Origin of the sequence: Synechococcus sp. RedBA-s, from assembly GCF_024345495.1 — a bacterium.
Classification (GTDB): domain Bacteria; phylum Cyanobacteriota; class Cyanobacteriia; order PCC-6307; family Cyanobiaceae; genus Regnicoccus_A.
Window position 1 is genome coordinate 38,652 of sequence record NZ_JAGQBF010000019.1, and the last position, 20,116, is coordinate 58,767.

The 20,116-nt window shown below is 64.8% G+C and carries 20 protein-coding genes and 1 tRNA gene; 7 read left to right on the top strand and 14 right to left on the bottom strand.

Translation table 11 applies throughout. The features are described from left to right. Positions 1-2: 2 nt before the first annotated feature. Positions 3-728 (bottom strand): response regulator, encoded by a 726-nt coding sequence (locus tag KBY67_RS09430; protein WP_255110773.1) that lies wholly within the window; start codon positions 726-728, stop codon positions 3-5. Between the two features lie 182 nt (positions 729-910). Here KBY67_RS09430 and KBY67_RS09435 point away from each other — a divergent pair, with 182 nt between their 5' ends. Further along, a complete protein-coding gene (locus KBY67_RS09435) occupies positions 911-1,420 on the top strand; it encodes an EF-hand domain-containing protein (protein ID WP_255110774.1) in 510 nt (169 codons plus the stop codon). Between the two features lie 37 nt (positions 1,421-1,457). Here the strand turns inward: KBY67_RS09435 and KBY67_RS09440 are convergent, their stop codons facing one another. Genes KBY67_RS09440 through KBY67_RS09455 form a run of 4 tightly spaced genes read right to left on the bottom strand, consistent with a single transcriptional unit; the run spans position 1,458 to position 3,407 of the window. Continuing rightward, complete coding sequence (locus tag KBY67_RS09440) at positions 1,458-1,910, bottom strand: hypothetical protein (RefSeq protein ID WP_255110775.1); 453 nt, start codon at positions 1,908-1,910, stop codon at positions 1,458-1,460. An 11-nt stretch (positions 1,911-1,921) separates the two neighbouring features. Then, positions 1,922-2,164, bottom strand: a complete 243-nt coding sequence (locus tag KBY67_RS09445; RefSeq protein WP_006170183.1) for a hypothetical protein — start codon at positions 2,162-2,164, stop codon at positions 1,922-1,924. A gap of 26 nt (positions 2,165-2,190) precedes the next feature. Then, complete coding sequence (locus tag KBY67_RS09450) at positions 2,191-2,829, bottom strand: DUF4335 domain-containing protein (RefSeq protein WP_255110776.1); 639 nt, start codon at positions 2,827-2,829, stop codon at positions 2,191-2,193. After that, a complete protein-coding gene (locus KBY67_RS09455) occupies positions 2,826-3,407 on the bottom strand; it encodes a DUF3038 domain-containing protein (protein ID WP_255110777.1) in 582 nt (193 codons plus the stop codon). The genes KBY67_RS09450 and KBY67_RS09455 overlap by 4 nt, the downstream gene beginning before the upstream one ends. Before the next feature lie 51 nt (positions 3,408-3,458). Here KBY67_RS09455 and KBY67_RS09460 point away from each other — a divergent pair, with 51 nt between their 5' ends. Next, positions 3,459-4,016, top strand: coding sequence for an adenine phosphoribosyltransferase (locus KBY67_RS09460; RefSeq protein WP_255110778.1), 558 nt, complete (start codon positions 3,459-3,461; stop codon positions 4,014-4,016). Between the two features lie 27 nt (positions 4,017-4,043). Here the strand turns inward: KBY67_RS09460 and KBY67_RS09465 are convergent, their stop codons facing one another. The 5 genes from KBY67_RS09465 to dapB all read right to left on the bottom strand — a co-directional run bounded on the left by KBY67_RS09465 (position 4,044) and on the right by dapB (position 7,402). Next, on the bottom strand, positions 4,044-4,256 hold the full coding sequence (locus KBY67_RS09465) for a DUF2949 domain-containing protein (protein ID WP_255110779.1): 213 nt from the start codon (positions 4,254-4,256) through the stop codon (positions 4,044-4,046). 16 nt (positions 4,257-4,272) lie between these two features. Further along, on the bottom strand, positions 4,273-5,451 hold the full coding sequence (locus tag KBY67_RS09470) for an FAD-dependent monooxygenase (protein ID WP_255110780.1): 1,179 nt from the start codon (positions 5,449-5,451) through the stop codon (positions 4,273-4,275). Between the two features lie 89 nt (positions 5,452-5,540). Beyond that, positions 5,541-5,828, bottom strand: coding sequence for a high light inducible protein (locus KBY67_RS09475; RefSeq protein ID WP_255110781.1), 288 nt, complete (start codon positions 5,826-5,828; stop codon positions 5,541-5,543). Between the two features lie 67 nt (positions 5,829-5,895). Then, on the bottom strand, positions 5,896-6,540 hold the full coding sequence (locus KBY67_RS09480; RefSeq protein WP_255110782.1) for a hypothetical protein: 645 nt from the start codon (positions 6,538-6,540) through the stop codon (positions 5,896-5,898). Between the two features lie 4 nt (positions 6,541-6,544). Next, positions 6,545-7,402, bottom strand: coding sequence for a 4-hydroxy-tetrahydrodipicolinate reductase (dapB, locus tag KBY67_RS09485; protein ID WP_255110783.1), 858 nt, complete (start codon positions 7,400-7,402; stop codon positions 6,545-6,547). A 142-nt stretch (positions 7,403-7,544) separates the two neighbouring features. Here dapB and KBY67_RS09490 point away from each other — a divergent pair, with 142 nt between their 5' ends. Further along, entirely contained in the window at positions 7,545-11,567 is a 4,023-nt protein-coding gene (locus KBY67_RS09490) for a magnesium chelatase subunit H (RefSeq protein ID WP_255110784.1), read from the top strand. A 4-nt stretch (positions 11,568-11,571) separates the two neighbouring features. Here the strand turns inward: KBY67_RS09490 and KBY67_RS09495 are convergent, their stop codons facing one another. After that, complete coding sequence (locus KBY67_RS09495; protein WP_255110785.1) at positions 11,572-12,525, bottom strand: glutathione S-transferase family protein; 954 nt, start codon at positions 12,523-12,525, stop codon at positions 11,572-11,574. Between the two features lie 2 nt (positions 12,526-12,527). On the opposite strand from KBY67_RS09495, the gene KBY67_RS09500 reads away from it, so the two are divergent. Further along, complete coding sequence (locus KBY67_RS09500; RefSeq protein ID WP_255110793.1) at positions 12,528-12,929, top strand: SDR family NAD(P)-dependent oxidoreductase; 402 nt, start codon at positions 12,528-12,530, stop codon at positions 12,927-12,929. A gap of 136 nt (positions 12,930-13,065) precedes the next feature. Continuing rightward, positions 13,066-15,282 carry a catalase/peroxidase HPI gene (gene katG, locus KBY67_RS09505; RefSeq protein WP_255110786.1) on the top strand — a complete coding sequence of 739 codons (2,217 nt, stop codon included), beginning with the start codon at positions 13,066-13,068 and terminating at the stop codon, positions 15,280-15,282. A gap of 10 nt (positions 15,283-15,292) precedes the next feature. Here the strand turns inward: katG and folP are convergent, their stop codons facing one another. Then, complete coding sequence (gene folP, locus KBY67_RS09510; RefSeq protein WP_255110787.1) at positions 15,293-16,186, bottom strand: dihydropteroate synthase; 894 nt, start codon at positions 16,184-16,186, stop codon at positions 15,293-15,295. A gap of 108 nt (positions 16,187-16,294) precedes the next feature. Here folP and KBY67_RS09515 point away from each other — a divergent pair. Continuing rightward, positions 16,295-16,379 (top strand) — tRNA-Ser (locus tag KBY67_RS09515). 771 nt (positions 16,380-17,150) lie between these two features. On the opposite strand, the gene KBY67_RS09520 is transcribed toward KBY67_RS09515, so the two are convergent. Continuing rightward, positions 17,151-17,375: a hypothetical protein gene (locus KBY67_RS09520; RefSeq protein ID WP_255110788.1), complete on the bottom strand. Its 225-nt coding sequence runs from the start codon at positions 17,373-17,375 to the stop codon at positions 17,151-17,153. A gap of 543 nt (positions 17,376-17,918) precedes the next feature. Here KBY67_RS09520 and KBY67_RS14785 point away from each other — a divergent pair. Then, positions 17,919-19,661 (top strand): DUF3987 domain-containing protein, encoded by a 1,743-nt coding sequence (locus KBY67_RS14785; RefSeq protein WP_255110794.1) that lies wholly within the window; start codon positions 17,919-17,921, stop codon positions 19,659-19,661. A gap of 229 nt (positions 19,662-19,890) precedes the next feature. On the opposite strand, the gene KBY67_RS09530 is transcribed toward KBY67_RS14785, so the two are convergent. Then, positions 19,891-20,116: hypothetical protein (locus tag KBY67_RS09530; protein ID WP_255110789.1), on the bottom strand; the 226-nt coding region annotated here is incomplete at its 5' end.

Genomic DNA, 20,116 nt, shown 5'->3' on the forward strand with positions numbered 1-20,116 from the left:
GCTCAGCGGTTGCGGGGCTGACCGTCGGGCACGAAGACGTAGCCGTAGCCCCAGACCGTCTGGATGTAGCGCGGCCGGCTGGGATCGGGCTCCACCAGCCGCCTCACCCGTGACACCTGCACATCCATGCTGCGGGTGTCGGTGTCGCTGGCGGGACCCCGGGCCAGCTCGATCAGCCGCTCCCGCGACAGGGGGCGGTGGGGGTGCTGCACGAAGGCGGCCAGCAGGCTGAATTCACCGCTGGTGATCGTCACCGCCTGATTCTCCCGCTCCAGAGTGCGGGCCGAGAGATCCAGCACGTTGTTGCCGAAGGTCACCACCTCACCATCGGCAAGTGGGGTGCCGGCCGGCAGGCTGCCGCGGCGGCGCAGTACCGCTTCGATCCTGGCCATCAGCTCCCGGGGCAGGAACGGCTTGGCCAGGTAGTCGTCGGCGCCCTGCTCCAGGCCGATGATCCGGTCCACCGCTTCGCCGCGGGCGGTGAGCATCACCACAGGCAAGTCATCGCTGGCATCGCGCAGGCGCCGCAGCAGGGTGAGGCCGTCGTCGCCGGGCAGCATCAGATCGAGCACCACCAGATCAGGGCGCTGGAACTCCAGGCGGGCCATCAGCTGGCGGCCATCGGTGAGGCAGCGCACCTCGTAGCCCTGATCCGTGAGGTAGGTGCCCAGCAACTGGCGCAATTCGGGGTCGTCATCGACCACCCAGATGGTGTGGGTTCGGCTCAAGGCGGTGGCCGCAGCTGGCCCGACTGTATGGAGCGGAACCCCAAGCGCCCAGGGGCGCCCAGACAGCGCGCCTTGCCAAAGGTGACTGCGACGCCCTGCAGACAACTCCGGTCATGGCTTGGCCGCAGCGGCGGCGGCCCCAGGGGCTGACCAGGCCTGCCTCTCTCCATAAGGTGAACTCCATGGCGCCCCCCACCAGCCCCACAACCAACTTCAACCCGGCGGCCGGCCGTGGCCGGCTGGGGATTGGCCTGGGGCTGGCGGTGGCTTCGTTGGTGCTGTGCCAGGCGCTGCCAGGTCACGCCGAGGAAACCCGATCGCTGCAGCTGTATCACCAGCGGATGCAGATCTGGTTTGAGCGGCTGGACCGCAATCGCGACGGCAGGCTGACTCCCCAGGAAAGCCGAGGTCAGCCCTATCTGGAAACCAATTTTCAGCGGCTGGATCAGCAGGGCCGGGGCTACCTGCTGCCCAGCGACCTCGCCCCCCGCCAGAAGGCCTTCCTGGGGGTGCGGTTGCGCACGGTGTTCGCCCAGGCCGACCGCAACGGCGACGGCCAGCTCAGCCGCCAGGAGGCCCGGTCGTTCCCCTGGCTGAACCGACGATTCCTGGAGATCGACCTCAATCGCGATGGCGCTGTCACCCTTGAGGAGCTCTGGGACTCTCGGCGCTCACTGGCTCCTAGGCCCTGATCTGATCTGATCTGATCGCAGCAAGGCTCAGCGGAGCTCAGCGCTCGGGACGATCCGGGGGCCGGATGCGCACCACCGACCACACCAATCTCGCCAGACCCGCCGGCAGCGCCAGCAGCCCACCCAGCCCAGGCATCGCCAGGCGCAGCAGGCGATACACCCCATTGACCAGCAACAGCAGCGCCCCGACCGTCAGACCGAGCAGCAGCAGCAACGCGAGGGCCTGCAGCACCCCCAGCAGCAGCGTGATCAGCCCTTGGCCGATCTGGCTCAGCCCGCTGATCAGGGCGCTGATCACCTTGCTGAGCACCAGCAGCGAATCCAATCGACTGGGGAGCTGCAGCAGCAGCACCAGCACCCCGAGTCCGGCCGCCCCGTTGAGCAGAGAGATCCCCCCCTCGCGCCAGGGGGCTCCACCCCGCCGCTGGCGCGAGAACACCTGGCGGGGCATCCGGCTCTTGCGGCCGGGATCCGGCAGGTGGGGTTTCATGCCGGCGCCTCTCAATCGAGCGTGTAGCCAGCCCCGCGCATCCAGCGCTCGAATTCCAGCAGCACCAGTTCATTGGGACAATCCACCAGGCTGAGGCCCGCCACGGTGCAGTCTCCCTGGCCGCCGTGGTGGAGCGAGAGGTGAAAGTCCTTGCCGCTGAGGCCACAGACCTCAGGATCGCTGCGCACCACCACATCGAGGGAGGCCCCCAGCCGATTCACCCGGCGGCGCAGTTCTGACCAGCTGGTCGTCATGGCTTGGTGGTCATGGGTTGGCTCCCTTAGCGAGGTGGGGTGAGAGGGGAGGTGGGGCTGGCCGGGGGACTGGCGGCCGGGCTGGCCGTGCGCCGCGGCAGGGGCACCATCAGACCGATGGCGGCGGTGATCGCCAGGGCCACCAGACCGGCAGCAGGGGCGGTCAGGCGCTGGCGCTTGGGCACACGCTCCAGGATCTCGCGGCGCAGCAGGGGGCGATCGGGCGGAAGGGTCAGCCCCAGCTGAACACGGGGATCGAGGCGCAGCTGATCCAAGCAGCGCACCAGGTCCGCCAGCTCGGCGTCGTCGAAGCTGAGTTCCAGGGGCTGGGTGTCGGGCTGGCTGCTGTGCAGGCGCAGACGGTGGGACGGGCGGTTGCTCAGGCCAGCCCGAGGGGCGGCGATCGGCTCCATCTGCACCGGATCCGTCGCCGCCCCCACCGGACGGGGCACCGAGCTCACCAGGTGGCGCGCGTAGGGCAGCACCGCGGCCAGTAGGGCCTGGAGGTGATCGCGCTTGCCCTCCAGGGTGGGATGACCGGCCAGATCCATCTCCCAACCAGACAGGATACCGATCACCTCGGGGCCGTGGCCCGCGGAGAGATCCGGCAGCCCGTCAATGCGCAGGCGGCAGCTGGTCTGCTCAAAGCGGTAACTGAGTTTCATGCCGCAGCATCCATCAAGCTGGCCTTGAGACGATCGAAGCCGCCTCGGCCGGTGCCGAAGGCCAGCCCCTTTACCAGCTGACGCTGCAGCCGGGGCCCGTCCTGGGGATCCAGCAACTTCTGCACTCCGCCGCGACGGGGGTTGAGGCGCTCCCTCACTAGCTCATCAAGGCGGGTGCGGAACAGCTGCCAGCGCTGCTGGGTGGCCGCTTCGGGTTCCGAGGCCGAGAGCAGCTGCCGCAACATCGGGTAGAGGCGCTCCGCCATGGCGCAGAGCAGGCTGATCAGGGCGTCGGTTTCAGCTTCGCTGAGTTCGCCTCGGCGGCAGGCCAGCCGCAGGGGGTTGTAGCAGCGACGCTTCCACAGCTCCACCCGGTTGGGGAACAACGAGCCGAAGCCCAGCTGGCTGGCCATCCAGACCATGGCTTCGCCGCCGTTGAGATCGAGAGCCTCAACGCTGAGCAGCATCAGGTCGAGGCGCTCCAGACCCCGGCGCGAGAGCCGGGCGGAAGGCCGTGGCGGTGGAAGCTGCTCCACAGCGGCTGCCGCGGTGGGAGCGGTGATCGTGACGTCGGCCATGCCTGCGATGATGCCAGCGCCGACGCCGATCCGTCACCCGATCGCTCTTTGATGTCCCTGAGCACCGCATCCCCCGAGCTGGGCGAGTCCATTGATCTGCGAGGACTGGTCAGGGATGTCCCCGATTTCCCCAAGCCCGGCATCCTCTTCCGCGACCTCACGCCGCTGATGCGTGATCCCCGCGGCTGGAAGCAGGTGATGCACCTGCTGGCCAGGCTTTGCGAGCAGCTGCGCCCGGATCTGATCGTGGGCATCGAATCCAGGGGCTTCATCGTGGGCACAGCCCTGGCCACGGCCGTGGAGATCGGCTTTGTGCCAGTGCGCAAGCCCGGCAAGCTGCCCGGCCAGGTGCATGCCGTGGAGTACGCCCTGGAATACGGCCACGACCGGCTCGAGATCCAGCACGACGCCCTCGCGGGCGGCCCGCGGGTGTTGATCATCGACGACCTGCTGGCCACCGGCGGCACCGCCGCGGCCTGCGCCCAGCTGGTGAACGAAGCCGGTGGCGACCTCTGTGGCTACGGCTTCGTGGCCGAGCTGGCGGGCCTGGGCGGGCGGGCGCGCCTGCCGGGTGAGCATCCGGTGGAATCCCTGATCATTTACGACTGACATCTGCGACTGAGCAAGGGCGCCTGCTCAGGTCTGCTGGTCCTGCCAGGCCAGCACCTGATCGAACTGATCCAGGCTGATCAGCCCGAAGCGCCAGAGGATCACCGGCAGCGGGGCCTGCTCCTGGTCGGCCTGGCGGATGCCCAGTGCCAGGGCGCTCTCGCTCAGACCCTGCTCATAGCGCAGGTAGCGCACCAGGGCGGAGGAGGGAATCGGCTGGGGGGAGGTGCTGATCACCATCGGATCACCCGAGAACTCACTCTGACCAGCGGGCCGCCAGACGGCAAGGGCCCAGGGTCATGGCCTTGAGGCTGAGGTGCCGCAAGGATCCGGAGCGACGCATCAGATCGAGCGCCAGGCGGCGGCCCTTCAGCAGCAGCGGCTGCCGGTTGGAGAAGACGCGCACCAGCACATCGGTGAACAGCAGGGTGAGCAGCACATCAGCCCAGCGGCGGCGGCCGTAGGCGCCGGCCACCGCGGCAGGGGACAGCTCGCCAGAGGCCGCCCGCAGGGCCTGCCGCTGCAGTTCCTCCACATCCCGCCAGCACAGATTCATCCCCTGCCCGCCCACCGGATGGCAACGGTGAGCCGCCTCGCCCACCAGGGCCAGGGAGCCGCGGTGGAAGCGGCGGGCGAGCTCGAGGGCCACCGGAAAGACCCGGGGCCGCTCCAGCAGCGAGTCGGGTTGCAGGCTGTCTGGCAGGGCGGCGGCCAGGGCATCGAGGAAGGCCACGGGATCAAGGGCCTCCAGCCGGCGCAGGCGCTCGGCCGGGGCACTCCAGACCAGCTGGGCGGTGCCGTCGCCCAGAGGAAGCACAGCGAAGGGGCCTTCACGGCGAAAAAGCTCCCAGGCCTGATCGGGAGCCGAGCCGCGCAGGCGCACCTGGGCGGTGAGACAGCCCTGGCCATAGGGCAGGCGCCAGCGCCGGATTCCAGCCGTCTGCCGGGTGGGCGAGGCGCTGCCATCGGCGGCCACCACCAGATCCGCTGGACCAGAGCTGCGATCCGCCTCAGCCCCCAGGCTCAGGCGGATGGTGTCGTGGGCCTCGAGCTGCTCCAGCAGCCCTTGCATCAGCGGACCGTGCTGAAGGATCCAGCCCACTGCCGCAGCCCCATCGGCGCGGGAAGCGCCGGACCCCACCTCGGCCAAACCGAAGCCAATGACTCGCCCCGCCTCCAGATCACAGAGCCGCAGTGAGCGAAAGGGTACCGCCGTCGCCTGCAACCGCTCCCACAGGCCTAGGCGCTGAAGAAACAGTCGACTGGAGTGGCTGAGGGCATAGGCGCGGCGGCGAGCCTGCAACTGAGGGCCACTGAGGGGATCGATCAGCTGCACCCGCCAGCCCGCCTGCGCCAGGGCCAGGGCCGCCAGGGCACCGGTGGGGCCGCCGCCGAGCACACGGGCCCGGAGCAAGGGCAGGCGATCAGCGCTCATGGACACGTCGGGTGCGGCCAGCACAAAGCCGCAACAGAAAGTCTGCTGCGGCCAGTGGTGGAGTGCGGTGGAGGATGGGCCGCCAGGGCTCAGCCGATGCCGAGCAGACCGCGGGTGAAGGCTTCGCCGCCCAAGGCGAATTCGGTGGCCAGGAGGGCAATGAAGCCGAGCATGGCCATGCGGCCGTTGAGCTTCTCGGCGCGCTCGTGGAATCCCCAGCCGCTCTCGGGGCTCACCACTTCCATGCGCGGCTCAGTGGCGAAGGCATTCAGACGGCCCCCGTCTTCGGTCGTGACGGTGGCGCCGCGAATGGTGGCGCGCTCGCTGGCTCTGGTGGGGGCAGTGCTGGTGGGAGCGGTGGCGGTGGCTTGGGCCATGGGGTCTCCGTGTCAATGAAGTTATTGTAACACATTGTTGCGGAACGTAAACGGATTCCCCTGGTTTTCAGCGCAGCCGCCTCAGGCACAGCTCCTCAAAGGCCGGCCTCAGCAGGTAGGGGTACTCGCCCACCCAGGCCTTCAGCTGCGGGATCCAGGCGTCGCTCATGGCATCGATGCGAGAGAAATCGGGACGCTCGCTCAGCACCAGGCCGCGCACGACCATGCCGCGGCGGATCGTCTTGTGCTTCTTCTCCATCGGGAAACGCACCGAACCCAGGTAGCCGTCGTCGTCTTCCAGCTCCAGCGAAAGCCAGGTCCGCCGGTTCTCCACCAGCTCCAGCCGGCCGCGCTGATCCGCCTGCTCATTGCGCTGCTCCACCAGCTCCTTGGTGAACAGGTCCCCCACCCGCGCCTCGTAGAGCGCCGCCTTGGGGTAGCGGCGCAGGGTGGCGTTCTTGCGGCCCGCCTCCAGGATCGGGCCCCAGAGCACGTAAAGCAGCAGTACAAAGCCCGCCACCAGCCAGATCGAGCCGAAGCGATAGGAGAACTGGCTCTGGGCGATCAGCAGCGAGATCACCCCGCCGATCACGGAAATCAGCACCCGCTGCAGAATTTTCTGGGGGTTGCCGCTGCAGAAACTGAACTGGGGTCCGCTGGCCACTGCCGGAATCAGCCGCTGCAGTTCACCGGGCTTCAGAGGGATGATCATGGCGTCAGAGCAGGCGCTCCAGCCCGTAGACAAGGCCCTGCAGCTGACGCACCCGGCGCACGGTCAGCAGCACACCAGGCATGTAAGCGGAACGCTCGATCGTGTCATGGCGCAGGGTGTAGGTCTCGCCGGGGGCACCGAACATCACCTCCTGGTGGGCCACCAGCCCCGGCAACCGCAGGGAGTGCAGACGGAGGCCGCTCTCCCGCTGGCCACCTCGGCAGCCCGCCAGTGTCTCGTGCTCCTCCACCTGGGGCGCATTGAAGGATTTGCCCAGCTCCTCGATCAGCTCGGCGGTCTTGAGGCAGGTGCCGCTGGGGGCATCGGCCTTGCGGTTGTGGTGGAGCTCGGTGAGCTCGGCGAAGTCGTAGAAGCGGGCGGCGGCGGCGGCTGCTTGCTGCAGCAGCACCATGCCCACAGAGAAGTTGGGGATCACGGCACCGCCGATGCCGGCCTTCTCGGCGAACACCGCCAGCTCCCCCAGTTGCCTGGGGCTCAGTCCCGTGGTGCCGATCACCGGATGCACGCCGTAGGCAATGGCGGCGCGGGTGTGCTCATGGACCACCGAGGGGTGGGTGAAATCCACCAGCACCGCGCCGGCCCCGGGGCCATCGCCCCGCACCGCCTGGCTGGCCTGGCAGAGACAGCCCTCGAAATCAGCGGTGATCGCCACCTCCAGTTCCCCCAGGCCCAGCTCCAGACCCACGTCGGCCCCCTCCTTATCGGGGGTGGTGTCGATGGCGCCGAGCAGGTGGCAATCCGCCGCCGCCAGCACCGCCTGAACCACCTCGGCCCCCATGCGACCGAGGGCGCCGGCCACCACCACCGGGATCGAGCCAGGAGACGCGTCGCTGGGGGTCATGGGCCGGGCATGGCTGCTGCGTGGGGGGAGCCTATGGCCTCGATTCCGGCGCCGGCGGCGCTCCTGTAACGCCTTGGGGGGCAAAGTCGCGCGGCTGGAGCAGCTTTCGTAGGCTCCTTCACATTGCTCAACTCCAGCGCCGATGTTCACGCAGGTCCGCTCCGCCAACCGCCGGGTCAGTCCCGGCAACGGCGAGGCCCCAGCCGGTAGTGAGGGGAGGGCGGTGATGCGGGCGGTTTACGTGGTGCTCGAGCCCCAGTACCAGAACGCCCTCACCCAAGCGGCCACCAGCCTCAACGCCACCAACCCGGCCCTGGCGGTGGACCTGAGCGGCTACCTGATCGAGGAGTTGCGCGATCCGGAGAACTACGCCGCCTTCTGTGCCGATGTGGCCGAAGCGGATGTGTTCATCGCCTCGCTGATCTTCATCGAAGACCTGGCCCAGAAGGTGGTGGAGGCGGTGGCGCCCCACCGCGATCGGCTCAAGGCTGCGGTTGTCTTCCCCTCCATGCCGGAGGTGATGCGGCTCAACAAGCTGGGCACCTTCTCGATGGCCCAGCTAGGCCAGAGCAAGAGCGCCATCGCCAGCTTCATGAAGAAGCGCAAGGAGGCCAACGGCGCCGGCTTCCAGGACGCGATGTTGAAACTGCTCAACACCCTGCCGACGGTCCTCAAGTATCTGCCGGTGGAGAAGGCGCAGGACGCCCGCTCCTTCATGCTCAGCTTCCAGTACTGGCTGGGGGGAACGCCGGACAACCTGCGCAACCTGCTGTTGATGCTGGCCGATAAATACGTGTTCCCCCGGGGTGACAGCGGGCGCCCCGCCCTGGAGGTGGCTGAGCCGGTGGTGTTCCCGGATCTGGGCCTCTGGCACCCCCTGGCGCCGGGGATGTTCGAAGACCTCAAGGAATACCTGAACTGGAACGCCAGCCGCGCCGACCTGAGCGAGAAGGCCAAGGGCGGTCCGGTGATCGGCCTGGTGCTGCAGCGCAGCCACATCGTCACCGGTGATGAGGCCCATTACGTGGCCGTGATCCAGGAACTGGAATACCGCGGCGCCACGGTGATTCCCGTGTTCTGCGGCGGGCTCGATTTCTCCAAGCCCGTGAAGGCCTTCTTCTACGACCCGCTTGATCCCGACCAGCCGATCGTGGACGGGGTGGTAAGCCTCACCGGCTTTGCCTTGATCGGCGGCCCGGCCCGCCAGGACCACCCCCGAGCCATCGAGGCGCTCTCGAAGCTGAACCGCCCCTACATGGTGGCCCTGCCGCTGGTGTTCCAGACCACCCAGGAGTGGGAGGAGAGCGATCTGGGTCTGCACCCCGTACAGGTGGCTCTGCAGATCGCCATCCCCGAACTTGATGGCGCCATCGAGCCGATCGTGCTCAGTGGCCGCGACGACGCCACCGGCAAGGCCCACACCCTGCAGGACCGGGTGGAGGCCATCGCCGAGCGGGTGATCCGCTGGGCCTCCCTGCGCACCAAGCCCCGCCTCGACAAGAAGCTGGCGATCACGGTGTTCAGCTTCCCGCCCGACAAGGGCAACGTGGGCACCGCCGCCTACCTCGATGTGTTCGGCTCCATCCACAGAGTGCTGGAGGAGATGAAGCGCAAGGGCTACGACGTGCAGAACCTGCCGCCGGATTCCAAAGCGCTGATGGAAGCGGTGATCAACGATCCCGAGGCCCTTCAGGGTGCACCGGAGCTGGCGATCGCCCACCGCATGAGCGTCGAGGAGTATGAGCGGCTCACCCCCTATTCCGAGCGGCTCGAAGAGAACTGGGGCAAGCCCCCCGGCAACCTCAACAGCGATGGCACCAACCTGCTGATCTACGGCCGCCACTTCGGCAATGTGTTTGTGGGCGTGCAGCCCACCTTCGGTTATGAGGGCGATCCGATGCGGCTGCTCTATTCCCGCAGCGCCAGCCCCCACCACGGTTTCGCCGCCTATTACACCTACCTCGAGAAGGTCTGGGGCGCCGACGCGGTGCTGCATTTCGGCACCCACGGCTCGCTGGAATTCATGCCCGGCAAACAGATGGGCATGAGCGAAACCTGCTACCCGGATTCGCTGATCGGCGCCCTGCCGAATCTCTATTACTACGCGGCCAACAACCCCTCGGAGGCCACGATCGCCAAGCGGCGGGGCTATGCCGCCACCATCAGCTACCTCACCCCGCCGGCCGAGAATGCCGGGCTCTACCGGGGCCTGAAGGAACTGGGTGAGCTGGTGGGCTCCTACCAGCAGCTGCGTGAGAGCAGCCGCGGCGTCCAGATCGTCAACGCGATTGTGGAAACGGCCCGCCAGTGCAACCTCGACAAGGACGTGGTCCTGCCGGAGGTGGATGCCAGCGAGCTCGACCTCGACGGCCGCGACGGCGTGGTGGGGGCGCTTTACAGCCAGCTGATGGAGATCGAGAGCCGGCTGCTGCCCTGCGGCCTGCACACGATCGGCAAGCCTCCCACCGCCGAGGAGGCGATCGCCACCCTGGTGAACATCGCCGCCCTGGAGCGGGAGGAGGAGGGCTACCGCAGCCTGCCGGCTCTGCTGGCCGAGAGCATCGGCCGCACGATCGATGCGGTGTACCGCGGCAACGACGCCGGCGTGCTGGTGGATGTGGAGCTCAACCAACGGATCACCGAGGCCTGCCGCGCCGCAGTGTCGTCGATGGTGCGGGCGGTCACCGGCAGCGATGGCCGGGTGGATCTCAAGGGCCGCTTCGGCTGGTTCTTCGCCCTGCTGGAGCGCTTCGGCTATGAGCGCCCCAGCCCCTGGCTGAGCTCCTGCCGCAGCTCCGGCTTTGCCGCCGTGGATCCGGCCGAGCTCGACAAGCTGTTCGGCTACCTGCGCTTCTGCCTGGAGCAGATCTGCGCCGACATGGAGATGGAGAGCCTGCTGCGGGCCCTTGATGGCGAATACGTGATCCCCGGCCCCGGCGGTGATCCGATCCGCAACCCGGGCGTGCTGCCCAGCGGCAAGAACATCCACGCCCTCGATCCCCAGGCGATTCCCACCCGCGCCGCCATTGCGGCGGCCAAGGTGGTGGTCGACCGGTTGATCGAGCGCCAGAAGGCCGAGCAGGGCACCTGGCCCGAAACGATCGCCTGCGTGCTCTGGGGCACCGACAACATCAAAACCTACGGCGAATCCCTCGCCCAGATCCTCTGGTTCATCGGTGTGCGTCCCGTGCCCGATTCGCTTGGTCGGGTCAACAAGCTGGAGCTTCTTTCCCTGGAGGAGCTGGGGCGCCCCCGCATCGACGTGGTGGTGAACTGCAGCGGTGTGTTCCGCGATCTGTTCATCAACCAGATGGGTCTGATCGATCAGGGAGTGAAGATGGCCGCTGAGGCCGATGAGCCCCTGGAGCTGAACTTCGTGCGCAAGCACTCCCAGGAGCAGGCGGCGGCGCAGGGCATCAGCCTGCGTGAGGCGGCCACCCGGGTGTTCTCCAATGCCAGCGGAAGCTATTCCTCAAATGTGAACCTGGCAGTGGAGAACAGCACCTGGGAGGAGGAAGGAGAACTGCAGGAGATGTACCTCTCGCGCAAAACCTTCGCCTTCAACGCCGACAACCCCGGTGAGATGAACCAGAACCGCGAGGTGTTCGAATCGGCGATGAAAACCGCCGATGTCACCTTCCAGAACCTGGATTCCGCTGAGATCTCGCTCACCGATGTGAGCCACTACTTCGACTCCGACCCCACCAAGCTGATTGCCGGCCTGCGCGATGACGGCAAAGCCCCCACCAGCTACATCGCCGACACCACCACCGCCAACGCCCAGGTGCGGAGCCTGAGCGAAACGATTCGGCTGGATTCACGCACCAAGCTGCTCAATCCCAAGTGGTACGAGGGCATGCTCGATTCCGGCTATGAGGGCGTTCGTGAGGTGGCCAAACGTCTCAACTTCACCCTGGGCTGGAGCGCCACCAGCGGCGCCGTCGATAACTTCGTGTACGAGGAGGCCAACGACACCTTCATCAACGATGAGGAGATGCGCAAGCGGCTGATGGAGCTCAACCCCCACAGCTTCCGCCGCATCGTCGGCACCCTGCTGGAAGTGAATGGCCGCGGCTACTGGGACACCAGCGAGGAAAACATCGCCCAGCTCCAGGAGATCTACCAGGAGATCGAAGACCGGATCGAGGGCGTCACCGCCCCCTGAGGGGCTACATCCAGTCGATCAGGGGCCCCGCCGGCACCACGCCGGAGGGGTTGATGCTGGGGTGGCTCTGGTAGTAGTGCCCCTTGATGTGCTGCATGTTCACGGTCTCGGCCACCCCCGGGACGCCGTAGAGCTCCCGCACATAGCGGCTGAGGTTGGGATAATCGGCGATGCGGCGCAGGTTGCACTTGAAGTGGCCCACATAGACCGGATCAAAGCGCAACAGGGTGGTGAACAGCCGCCAGTCGGCTTCGGTGAGCCGGTTGCCCAGCAGGTAAGGTTGATCCGCCAGCCGCAGCTCCAGCACATCAAGGCTGGTGAACAGCGGTTGGATGGCCTCGTCGTAGGCCTCCTGGCTAGTGGCGAAACCGCAGCGGTAAACGCCGTTGTTCACCGTGTCGTAGATGCGCTGGTTGATCCGATCAATCTCCTCCCAGAGGTCCTTGGGGTAGTAGTCGCCGGGAGCGGCGCCAAGGCCATCAAAGGCACTGTTGAACATGCGGATAATCTCCGAGGATTCGTTGTTCACGATCTGCCCAGTCGCCCTGTCCCACAGCACCGGCACCGTCACCCGGCCGCTGTAGTGCGGATCGGTGCCCGTATAGACCTCGTGCAGCACCTGAGCGTGGTGAATCGGGTCGGTGATCACGCCATCGCCCGGCTGGAAGGTCCAGCCCTGCTCGCCCATGTACCAGTGCACCACGGAGAGCGACACCATCCGGGCCAGCCCCTTGATGCTGCGGAAGATGGCGGTGCGATGGGCCCAGGGGCAGGCATGGGAAATGTAGAGGTGATAGCGATCCGCTTCGGCGGCAAATCCGCCGTCGCCGCTGGGGCCGGGCCGGCCATCCGGTGTGATCCAGTGGCGGAACTGCGAGCTGGAGCGGATGAAGCGGCCGCCGTTGCTGCTGGTGTCGTACCACTGGTCGTGCCAGACCCCATCAATCAGCAATCCCACGCCTGCACTCCAACGGCGCCCACCGTAACCAGAGAGGGCATGGGAAGGTGATCAACATCTCGTCGATCGGGGCCTTCATTGGCAGCCCAGGACTGGGCGTCTATGCCGCCTCCAAAGCAGCCCTCAGCCAACTCACCAGAACCATGTCCGTTGAATGGGGGCCCTCCAATATTCAGGTGAATGCTCTCTGCCCCACGGTGACTCTGACCCAGATTGGCCATGACACCTGGGATGATCCTGCGATGGCAGAGGCCAGAAAAAACAAGGAAAAAAGAATTCCACTGCAGCGCTTTGGGGAGCCCAGAGAAGTGGCCAATGTGGCCCTGTTTCTGGCCAGTGCAGCCTCCTATTTCATCCAGGACGTTTCGCTCTCTTTGGATGGCGGCATGATCATTGCACCCTAATCAACACAGCAGTTTGCCTCCAATCCTGGAGCGGGTCTGCCGCTACGGATTGTGTTGGGAATCGGTTCACGGCGGCGCTGCTGCATACGGTCGAGATGGGTGACTCCAGCCCCCGTCGCTTGCCCGGAGACCATCGATGACCGCCATCAGCCAGTGCCCGTTCGCGAGCCGCTCCGGTTCGCCCACCAGCGCCGGGGATCAGTCGAACCGCCACTGGTGGCCCCACCAGCTCAACCTGGCCATCCTTCACCAGCACGCGCCGTCCGCCAATCCGCTCGGGGCCAGTTTCAACTACGCCGAGGCCTTCAACAAGCTGGATTTCGCCGCCGTGAAGCGGGATCTCCATGCCCTGATGACCGACTCCCAGGACTGGTGGCCGGCCGACTGGGGCCACTACGGCGGTCTGTTCATCCGCATGGCCTGGCACAGCGCCGGCACCTACCGCACCGGTGATGGCCGTGGCGGCGGTGGCACCGGCAACCAGCGCTTTGCGCCGATCAACAGCTGGCCCGACAACGGCAACCTCGACAAGGCGCGGCGGCTGCTCTGGCCGATCAAGCAGACCTACGGCAACCGCCTCTCCTGGGCCGATCTGATCATCCTGGCTGGCAACTGCGCCCTCGAATCGATGGGCTTCCCCACCTTCGGCTTCGGCGGCGGCCGCGTCGACATCTGGCAACCGGAGGAGGACATCTACTGGGGCCAGGAGACCACCTGGCTCGGCGATGAGCGCTACAGCGGCGAGCGCGAGCTGGAGAGTCCCCTCGCAGCGGTGCAGATGGGGCTGATCTACGTGAACCCCGAAGGCCCCAATGGCGTTCCCGACCCGGTGGCCTCCGGCCGCGATGTGCGCGAAACCTTCGCGCGCATGGCCATGAACGACGAGGAGACGGTGGCCCTGGTGGCCGGCGGTCACACCTTCGGCAAGGCCCATGGGGCCGGCAGTCCGGAGCTGGTCGGGCCCGCTCCGGAGGGCGCCTCGCTGGAAGAACAGGGACTGGGCTGGGGCAACCGCTTCGGCAGCGGCAAGGGCGGCGATGCCACCACCAGCGGCATCGAGGGCGCCTGGAAGCCCAACCCCACCACCTGGGACCGGGGCTACTTCGAGATGCTCTTCGGCTACGAGTGGGAGCTGGAGAAAAGCCCCGCCGGAGCCTGGCAGTGGCGAGCCAAGGATGTGCGCGAGGAGCACCTGATACCCGACGCCCACGACCCCAGCCAGCGCCATCGGCCAATGATGACCACCGCCGATCTGTCGTTGCGCTTCGATCCGATCTACGAGCCGATCGCCCGCCGCTTCCACCAGGATCAGCCGGCCTTCGCCGACGCCTTCGCCCGCGCCTGGTTCAAGCTCACCCACCGCGACATGGGCCCGAAGGCGCTCTATCTCGGCCCCGAAGTGCCCGCCGAAGACCTCATCTGGCAGGACCCGATTCCTCCGGTGGATCATCCCCTGATCGGCGCCGCCGCCATCGCCGAGCTCAAGGAGCGGGTGCTGGCCTCCGGGCTCACGGTGCCTGAGCTGGTGGCCACCGCCTGGGCCTCAGCCTCCACCTATCGCGGCTCCGACAAGCGCGGCGGGGCCAATGGTGCCCGCCTGCGCCTGGCGCCCCAGAATGGCTGGGAGGTGAACGGGCCCGAGCAGCTGGCGCGGGTGCTGGCGGTGCTGGAGGAGATCCAGCGGGGCTTCAACGCCGTCCAGACCGATGGCACCCGGGTGTCGCTGGCGGATCTGATCGTGCTGGCGGGCGGGGCAGCGGTGGAAGCCGCGGCCGCCGCCGGCGGCCATCGGCTGGAGGTGCCGTTCAGAGCGGGCCGCAGCGATGCCTCCCAGGAGCAGACCGATGGGGAGTCGTTTGCGGTGCTGGAGCCCCAGGCCGATGGCTTCCGCAACTACCAGAAGCGGGCCTTCAAAGTGCGGGCGGAGGAACTGCTGCTCGACCGGGCCCAGCTGCTCGGCCTGAGCGCACCGGAGATGACGGTGCTGGTGGGGGGGCTGCGGGTGCTCGGTGCCAATGCGGCCGGCTCAGGCGATGGGGTGTTCACCCACCGCGTGGGCACCCTCAGCACCGACTTCTTCGTGAATCTTCTGGACATGGGAACGGTGTGGACCCCCGGCGCCCAGAACGCCGAGAGCTTTGAGGGGCGCGACCGCCACAGCGGCGCCCTGCGCTGGCGTGGCAGCCGCGTGGACCTGGTGTTCGGCTCCAACTCCCAGCTGCGGGCCCTGGCGGAGGTGTACGCCCAGAACGACGGCCCGGCCAAGTTCGTGGTCGATTTCGCGGCGGCCTGGAGCAAGGTGATGGCCCTCGATCTCGTCCCTGACGCCTCCCACGGCTCCAGCCCCAGCTGAAGCACCCCCCCTAGGAGGGGCGGACGATGGCGTCCAGCATCCGGGCGGTCTGCGCGATCGGACCCACATCGTGCACCCGCAGCACATCGGCGCCCTGGGTGATCGCCTGGGCGCAGACCGCCGCCGTGCCCCACAGCCGGGCGCGGGGCCGGGGTTCATCCAGCACCGCGCCGATGAAGCGTTTGCGCGAAGGGCCCACCAGCAGGGGGAACCCGTCGCGGCGCAGCTCGGCGAGCCCTCGCAGCAGGGCGAGGTTGTGCTCGGTGGTCTTGGCGAAGCCCAGCCCCGGATCCCAGATCAGCTGATCAGTCCGAACGCCCGCCGCCAGGGCGTTGTCGGTGGCACGCAGCAACTCCTGGCGCACCTCGGCCACCACATCGCTGTAATGCGCCAGCCCATCCATGCTGCCGCTGTCGCCGCGGCTGTGCATCAGCACATAGGGGCAGCCATGCTCCGCCACCACCGCCAGGATCTCGGGATCGCGCCGGCCGCCGCTAACATCATTGATCCAGTGGGCTCCGGCCGCCAGGGCAGCGGCGGCCACCGGGGCCCGGAAGGTGTCGATCGAGAGCAGCGGGCCGCCTGGCAGGGCGTCGGCCGAATTCACGCAGCTGCTCTCGGCGCAGGCCGTGCGGATCAGCTCCAGGGCCGGCAACAGCCGCTGCAGCTCCTGCTCGGCGCTGATCACAGCCGCCCCCGGCCTGGTGCTCTGGCCACCGAGATCCAGCAGATCCGCCCCCTGGGCCAGCATCGCCCGGGCCTGAGCCAGGGCGGCGGCGGGCCGATCAAAGCGGCCGCCATCACTGAAGGAATCAGGGGTGAGGTTGATCACCCCCATCACGTAGGTGCGGGAGCCCCAGGGCAGGGCGGCCCCTGGCTCCGTCGATGCTCTGCTGGAGGCCATCGTCGGCGCTGCCGTTGGCGCTATCCATCCTCAGCCCCCGCCACCCGGGCCTGGGCTCCATGGGAAACTGAGCAGGTCGCTGGCCCCACGGGCCGATGGCAGGCCCCTGGAGGGGTGGTCGAGTGGTTGATGGCTCCGGTCTTGAAAACCGGCGAAGGGAAACCTTCCGCGGGTTCGAATCCCGCCCCCTCCGTTGATAACTCAGGAAAACCTGAAACGCAGGGATGCCGCCAAGGGAAGGGAAGCAGGGAAATTCTATAGGAAAACTTCCCTCGGAAAAGGACTAAATGGCATTAGATGAACTTATTGCTAGGACCAATCGCAGGTCATAGCTGCAGCCCTGGGGAGGTTCATATGTTGTTGAGTTCAGCCAAAGGAGCCGAGACACTTGACCCTCCGTCCCTTGAGTTCCTTGGCCCATGACGGACAGGAGCAGCAAAATAGCCGGCCATGCCAAAGCGCATGTCGTTAAAAGCTTTTAAGTCAGAAAGGTGTCAGCAACAGCGCCTTTCCACTCCTATATCCTAGCGCCCCTCAGCGCTGAGGGCTATGCCTATAGAAATCATTGACGATTCAGGTATCAATCAGCTTCACGGCACATATGGAGAGGAGGAACGGCACGAAATCAGTATGTCGCCATTCCCCCTGGCCAACGGCAGCAAGTTTCGCCCCGCTACATGTTGCTTCTATACCAACTAAGCCAAATTTCGATACTTTGCTGTAGGCTGAGCCCAGTACTCGATTACGCATTTGCAGCCGAGAACTTGAGTAGCTGCATCCTGCAGAAGCTTGGAGTGGTCCCTAAGCATGCCTCACCATTATTCCGATATTTGAAGCAATAGCTTTGTTGGGTCGCCATCGGCTCCATAGAGAATAGTGACGAGTTTTGCTTGGTCCTTAAAGAGAAGCCGGGTGCTGGTGAGCGGGAGCGCCTCAAGCACAGAGGCCCAGGTTTCTTGAATTGTCATCGTTGATTGCTCCTGTAATTCCGACGCCTGGCATCCCTGCCCTGCTCTACAGCTTTGACCAAAGTCACACCAGTCATGACGCGGTGGGCTTCAATCAATACATTGGCGCCCATTACCAGGACACCAAGGAATACGTTGTCAGCGCACCAGTCGCTTGCTTCTATGTCACTGGCAAGGTTTTGTTCCCATTCGTGTTGGAGTTTGACGGTTGAAATGCTCATGGAGATGATGCATGAAAGCCGGGTGGAGTGGTAAGCGCCACTCAGCGGCATCGAGCCACCTTCGCCCTTCAAGTATATCACGGGCCAAGGAAACGACAAGGCCTATCTGATTTGATTCTGTTTTCTTAGCTTAAGTATGTTACGGTATTCGTTTAGCACGGTGCTTCCTATTTTGCCTGTTTCGTTATAGAATACGGACAACCCTTCCGGCTTGGGGCAGCGCCTCCAAATCTCTACGCCGAAAGCACAGAAAAAGCTCCCTTGTGGGGAGCCGTTTCTAGCCGACCGAAGCCAGCCTGTATCGCTACACAGGATTCTAGCTTGTTGTCGGGGAAAGGAGAGCCCACTTCACGACCATTCCCCCATGGAATCCGCATCCGCACTAAGCGGCGGCAGGGTCGGGCTCACGCCTCATCTAGCCGCACTCAGTCGTTTTGATCTTGTACCGGTCAACGGCTACAAAGTTCCAGTCCACCCAAACCCGGCAGAACCGGCGGTGGGATGGCAATACAGATATTACAACCCTGAGTAGATTGCCGAAATATATCGGCACATGTCAGGGCAGTAGGCCTACATTGCGAGCGTAAAAACCTCTATGTAGTTGATCTGGACGGAAAGGCCGCCGTTGATCATGTAAAGGAAAAGGGCTGTGATCCCCTAGGACCTGATATTGGCTGGAGGATTTATCGGGTTGATGATGAAGGCACCTCCGTGGTTTATCGGTGGAAGATTCCATTCATCCTCACGCCAGAGCAGCAAGACCTCCTAGGTAGGACCAAATTCAGCCTCGTATTGATTCCTGCCGACAAGGAAAAGGGAATCAAGCAGGAGGCCGTTGAATTTCTCGGCCATCACTGCCAAGCCGTTGCCCTCGGCGTTCATCCCGAAGGCGGCGGCTATCGCTGGTCCGGCCATCCCGATCGAATCGCCACATTGCCCGACAACTGGTTCCAGATGCTCGTTGAAGCCAAGGCCAAGGTCGAGGCCAAGAAGGCCGCAAACAAGCCAGCGGGGAGGGTCACAGACGGCACTCAGAGGGAGTTGCCGTGGGAGAGCCCGAAGCCAAAGTGCTGGATATGCGGACGACCTGGCACCGGACTTAAGAGCGGTGATTGCCGTTCCGCCCGACGCAGCGATGGACGACTTGAGGTGCATTGCAGCCAAGGGCAGACCTACGCACCGCCGAAAGGCCTAAGCCCTGGTGATGTAATCAAAGGCAACGACGACCAGAAATGGGCATATGTAGGCGAGAAACCTAACGGACTAGGAGATGGTCGCCTGTTTTCAATCTTTGTTATTCACCAACCTAAAGTCATGAATACTCCTGTTCGCACTATCAATTCTGCCGTTCCTGCCCTTCACGTTGCAGAGGCCCCTGAGGAAAGGGGAATAACACTCAGTCAGCTTCTTCCTCTTGATATCGCTAATGCCCTCAAGGAAGTCACCAAACACCTACCCTATGACGAGCATGTTGTTGGAATGAACTATCTCGCTGGCATCAGCGGCCTAGTCAAGCTAGGGACGCTTATCTGCGGTAATCAAATCACCAGTTACAACGTCCCTCCCAATCTCTATATCGCAACGGTCGGGCGTTCAGGCCAGAAAAAGACACCACTTCATCAGCTAACGATCCGTAAGCCTGCTATTAACCTGCTCTCTCAGGTAGCCGATATCAACAGAGAGCTTTTTGAGGAATGGATAGCCGCCTGCAAGGACGCCAAGGAAGACGGGCGAGATAAGCCCAAACCGCCACCCAGAGTCTCCATTCATGTATCTGATTACACAGGAGAGGCGCTTAATGCCCTACTCAGTGTTCTTGAAGGAAAGAAGAGGGGTCTATTGCTTACAAGGGATGAAATCTCTGGCCTGCTTTGCTCGATGAATGCCTATCGCAAAGGTCTAGGCGCTGACGCCCAGCAGCTCCTAGAAATCTATGACGGTCACGCCAGTAATGCCATTCGCATTAGCGGTGATCGCTCCTACGAGCGCTGCCATGTGTCTATTCAAGGCAACATTCAGCCTGAGGTGTTGCGTGATCTCGTCAAAACTGGTGATCCTGATGGCAGATGGGCTCGATTCATGTTCCTTCCTATGAGGGAAATGACGTGTCCTTTGCCTACCCAGGTCAACGAAGAAACCATTGATGCTGTTCGTAGTGCTGAGACCGTCCTTCAGACCTATGCCTCCAGGGTGTTTCACCTGGAACCAGCTACCTATGAACTCGATCAGAGTGCCATTGAAGCCTTCTGTCGATACGGGCACCAGGCCCAGCCAGGGAACCTCTGATCAACTCTGGATCGGGGAATTGGGAACACTGCGATGCAATGAGTCTCGGCAGGGAAAGCCGACCCCAAGGAAGTTATTCAGAGCTTCCCTAGACGTACAGGAGGCGCCCAGCAGCGCTCATTGCGCACTGCTCGGCAAGAAAGCCGGTAAGGCTCTTCGTGTTGCTGGCCTGCTTCATATCCTCCAGGTCGTTTCTCCTGATATCCCTAGCCCGCCACGTATTTCACTTTCAACCCTCAACACTGCTATTGAAATGGTCGAGTTTCTTGATAGTTGGACCCTCAGCTTTCAAGGCGTAATTGAGGATGAGATGCAAGGCCCCCGGGTTCAGGAAAGATGTCACCCCTTTGATCCTTCCATCCGGGGGCTTGAGGACATGACCAATGCGCGGATACAGCGAGGCCGTCAAGGCTGATGTGAGGAGGCGGATGAGCCCGCCGCACAGGCAGAGCGTG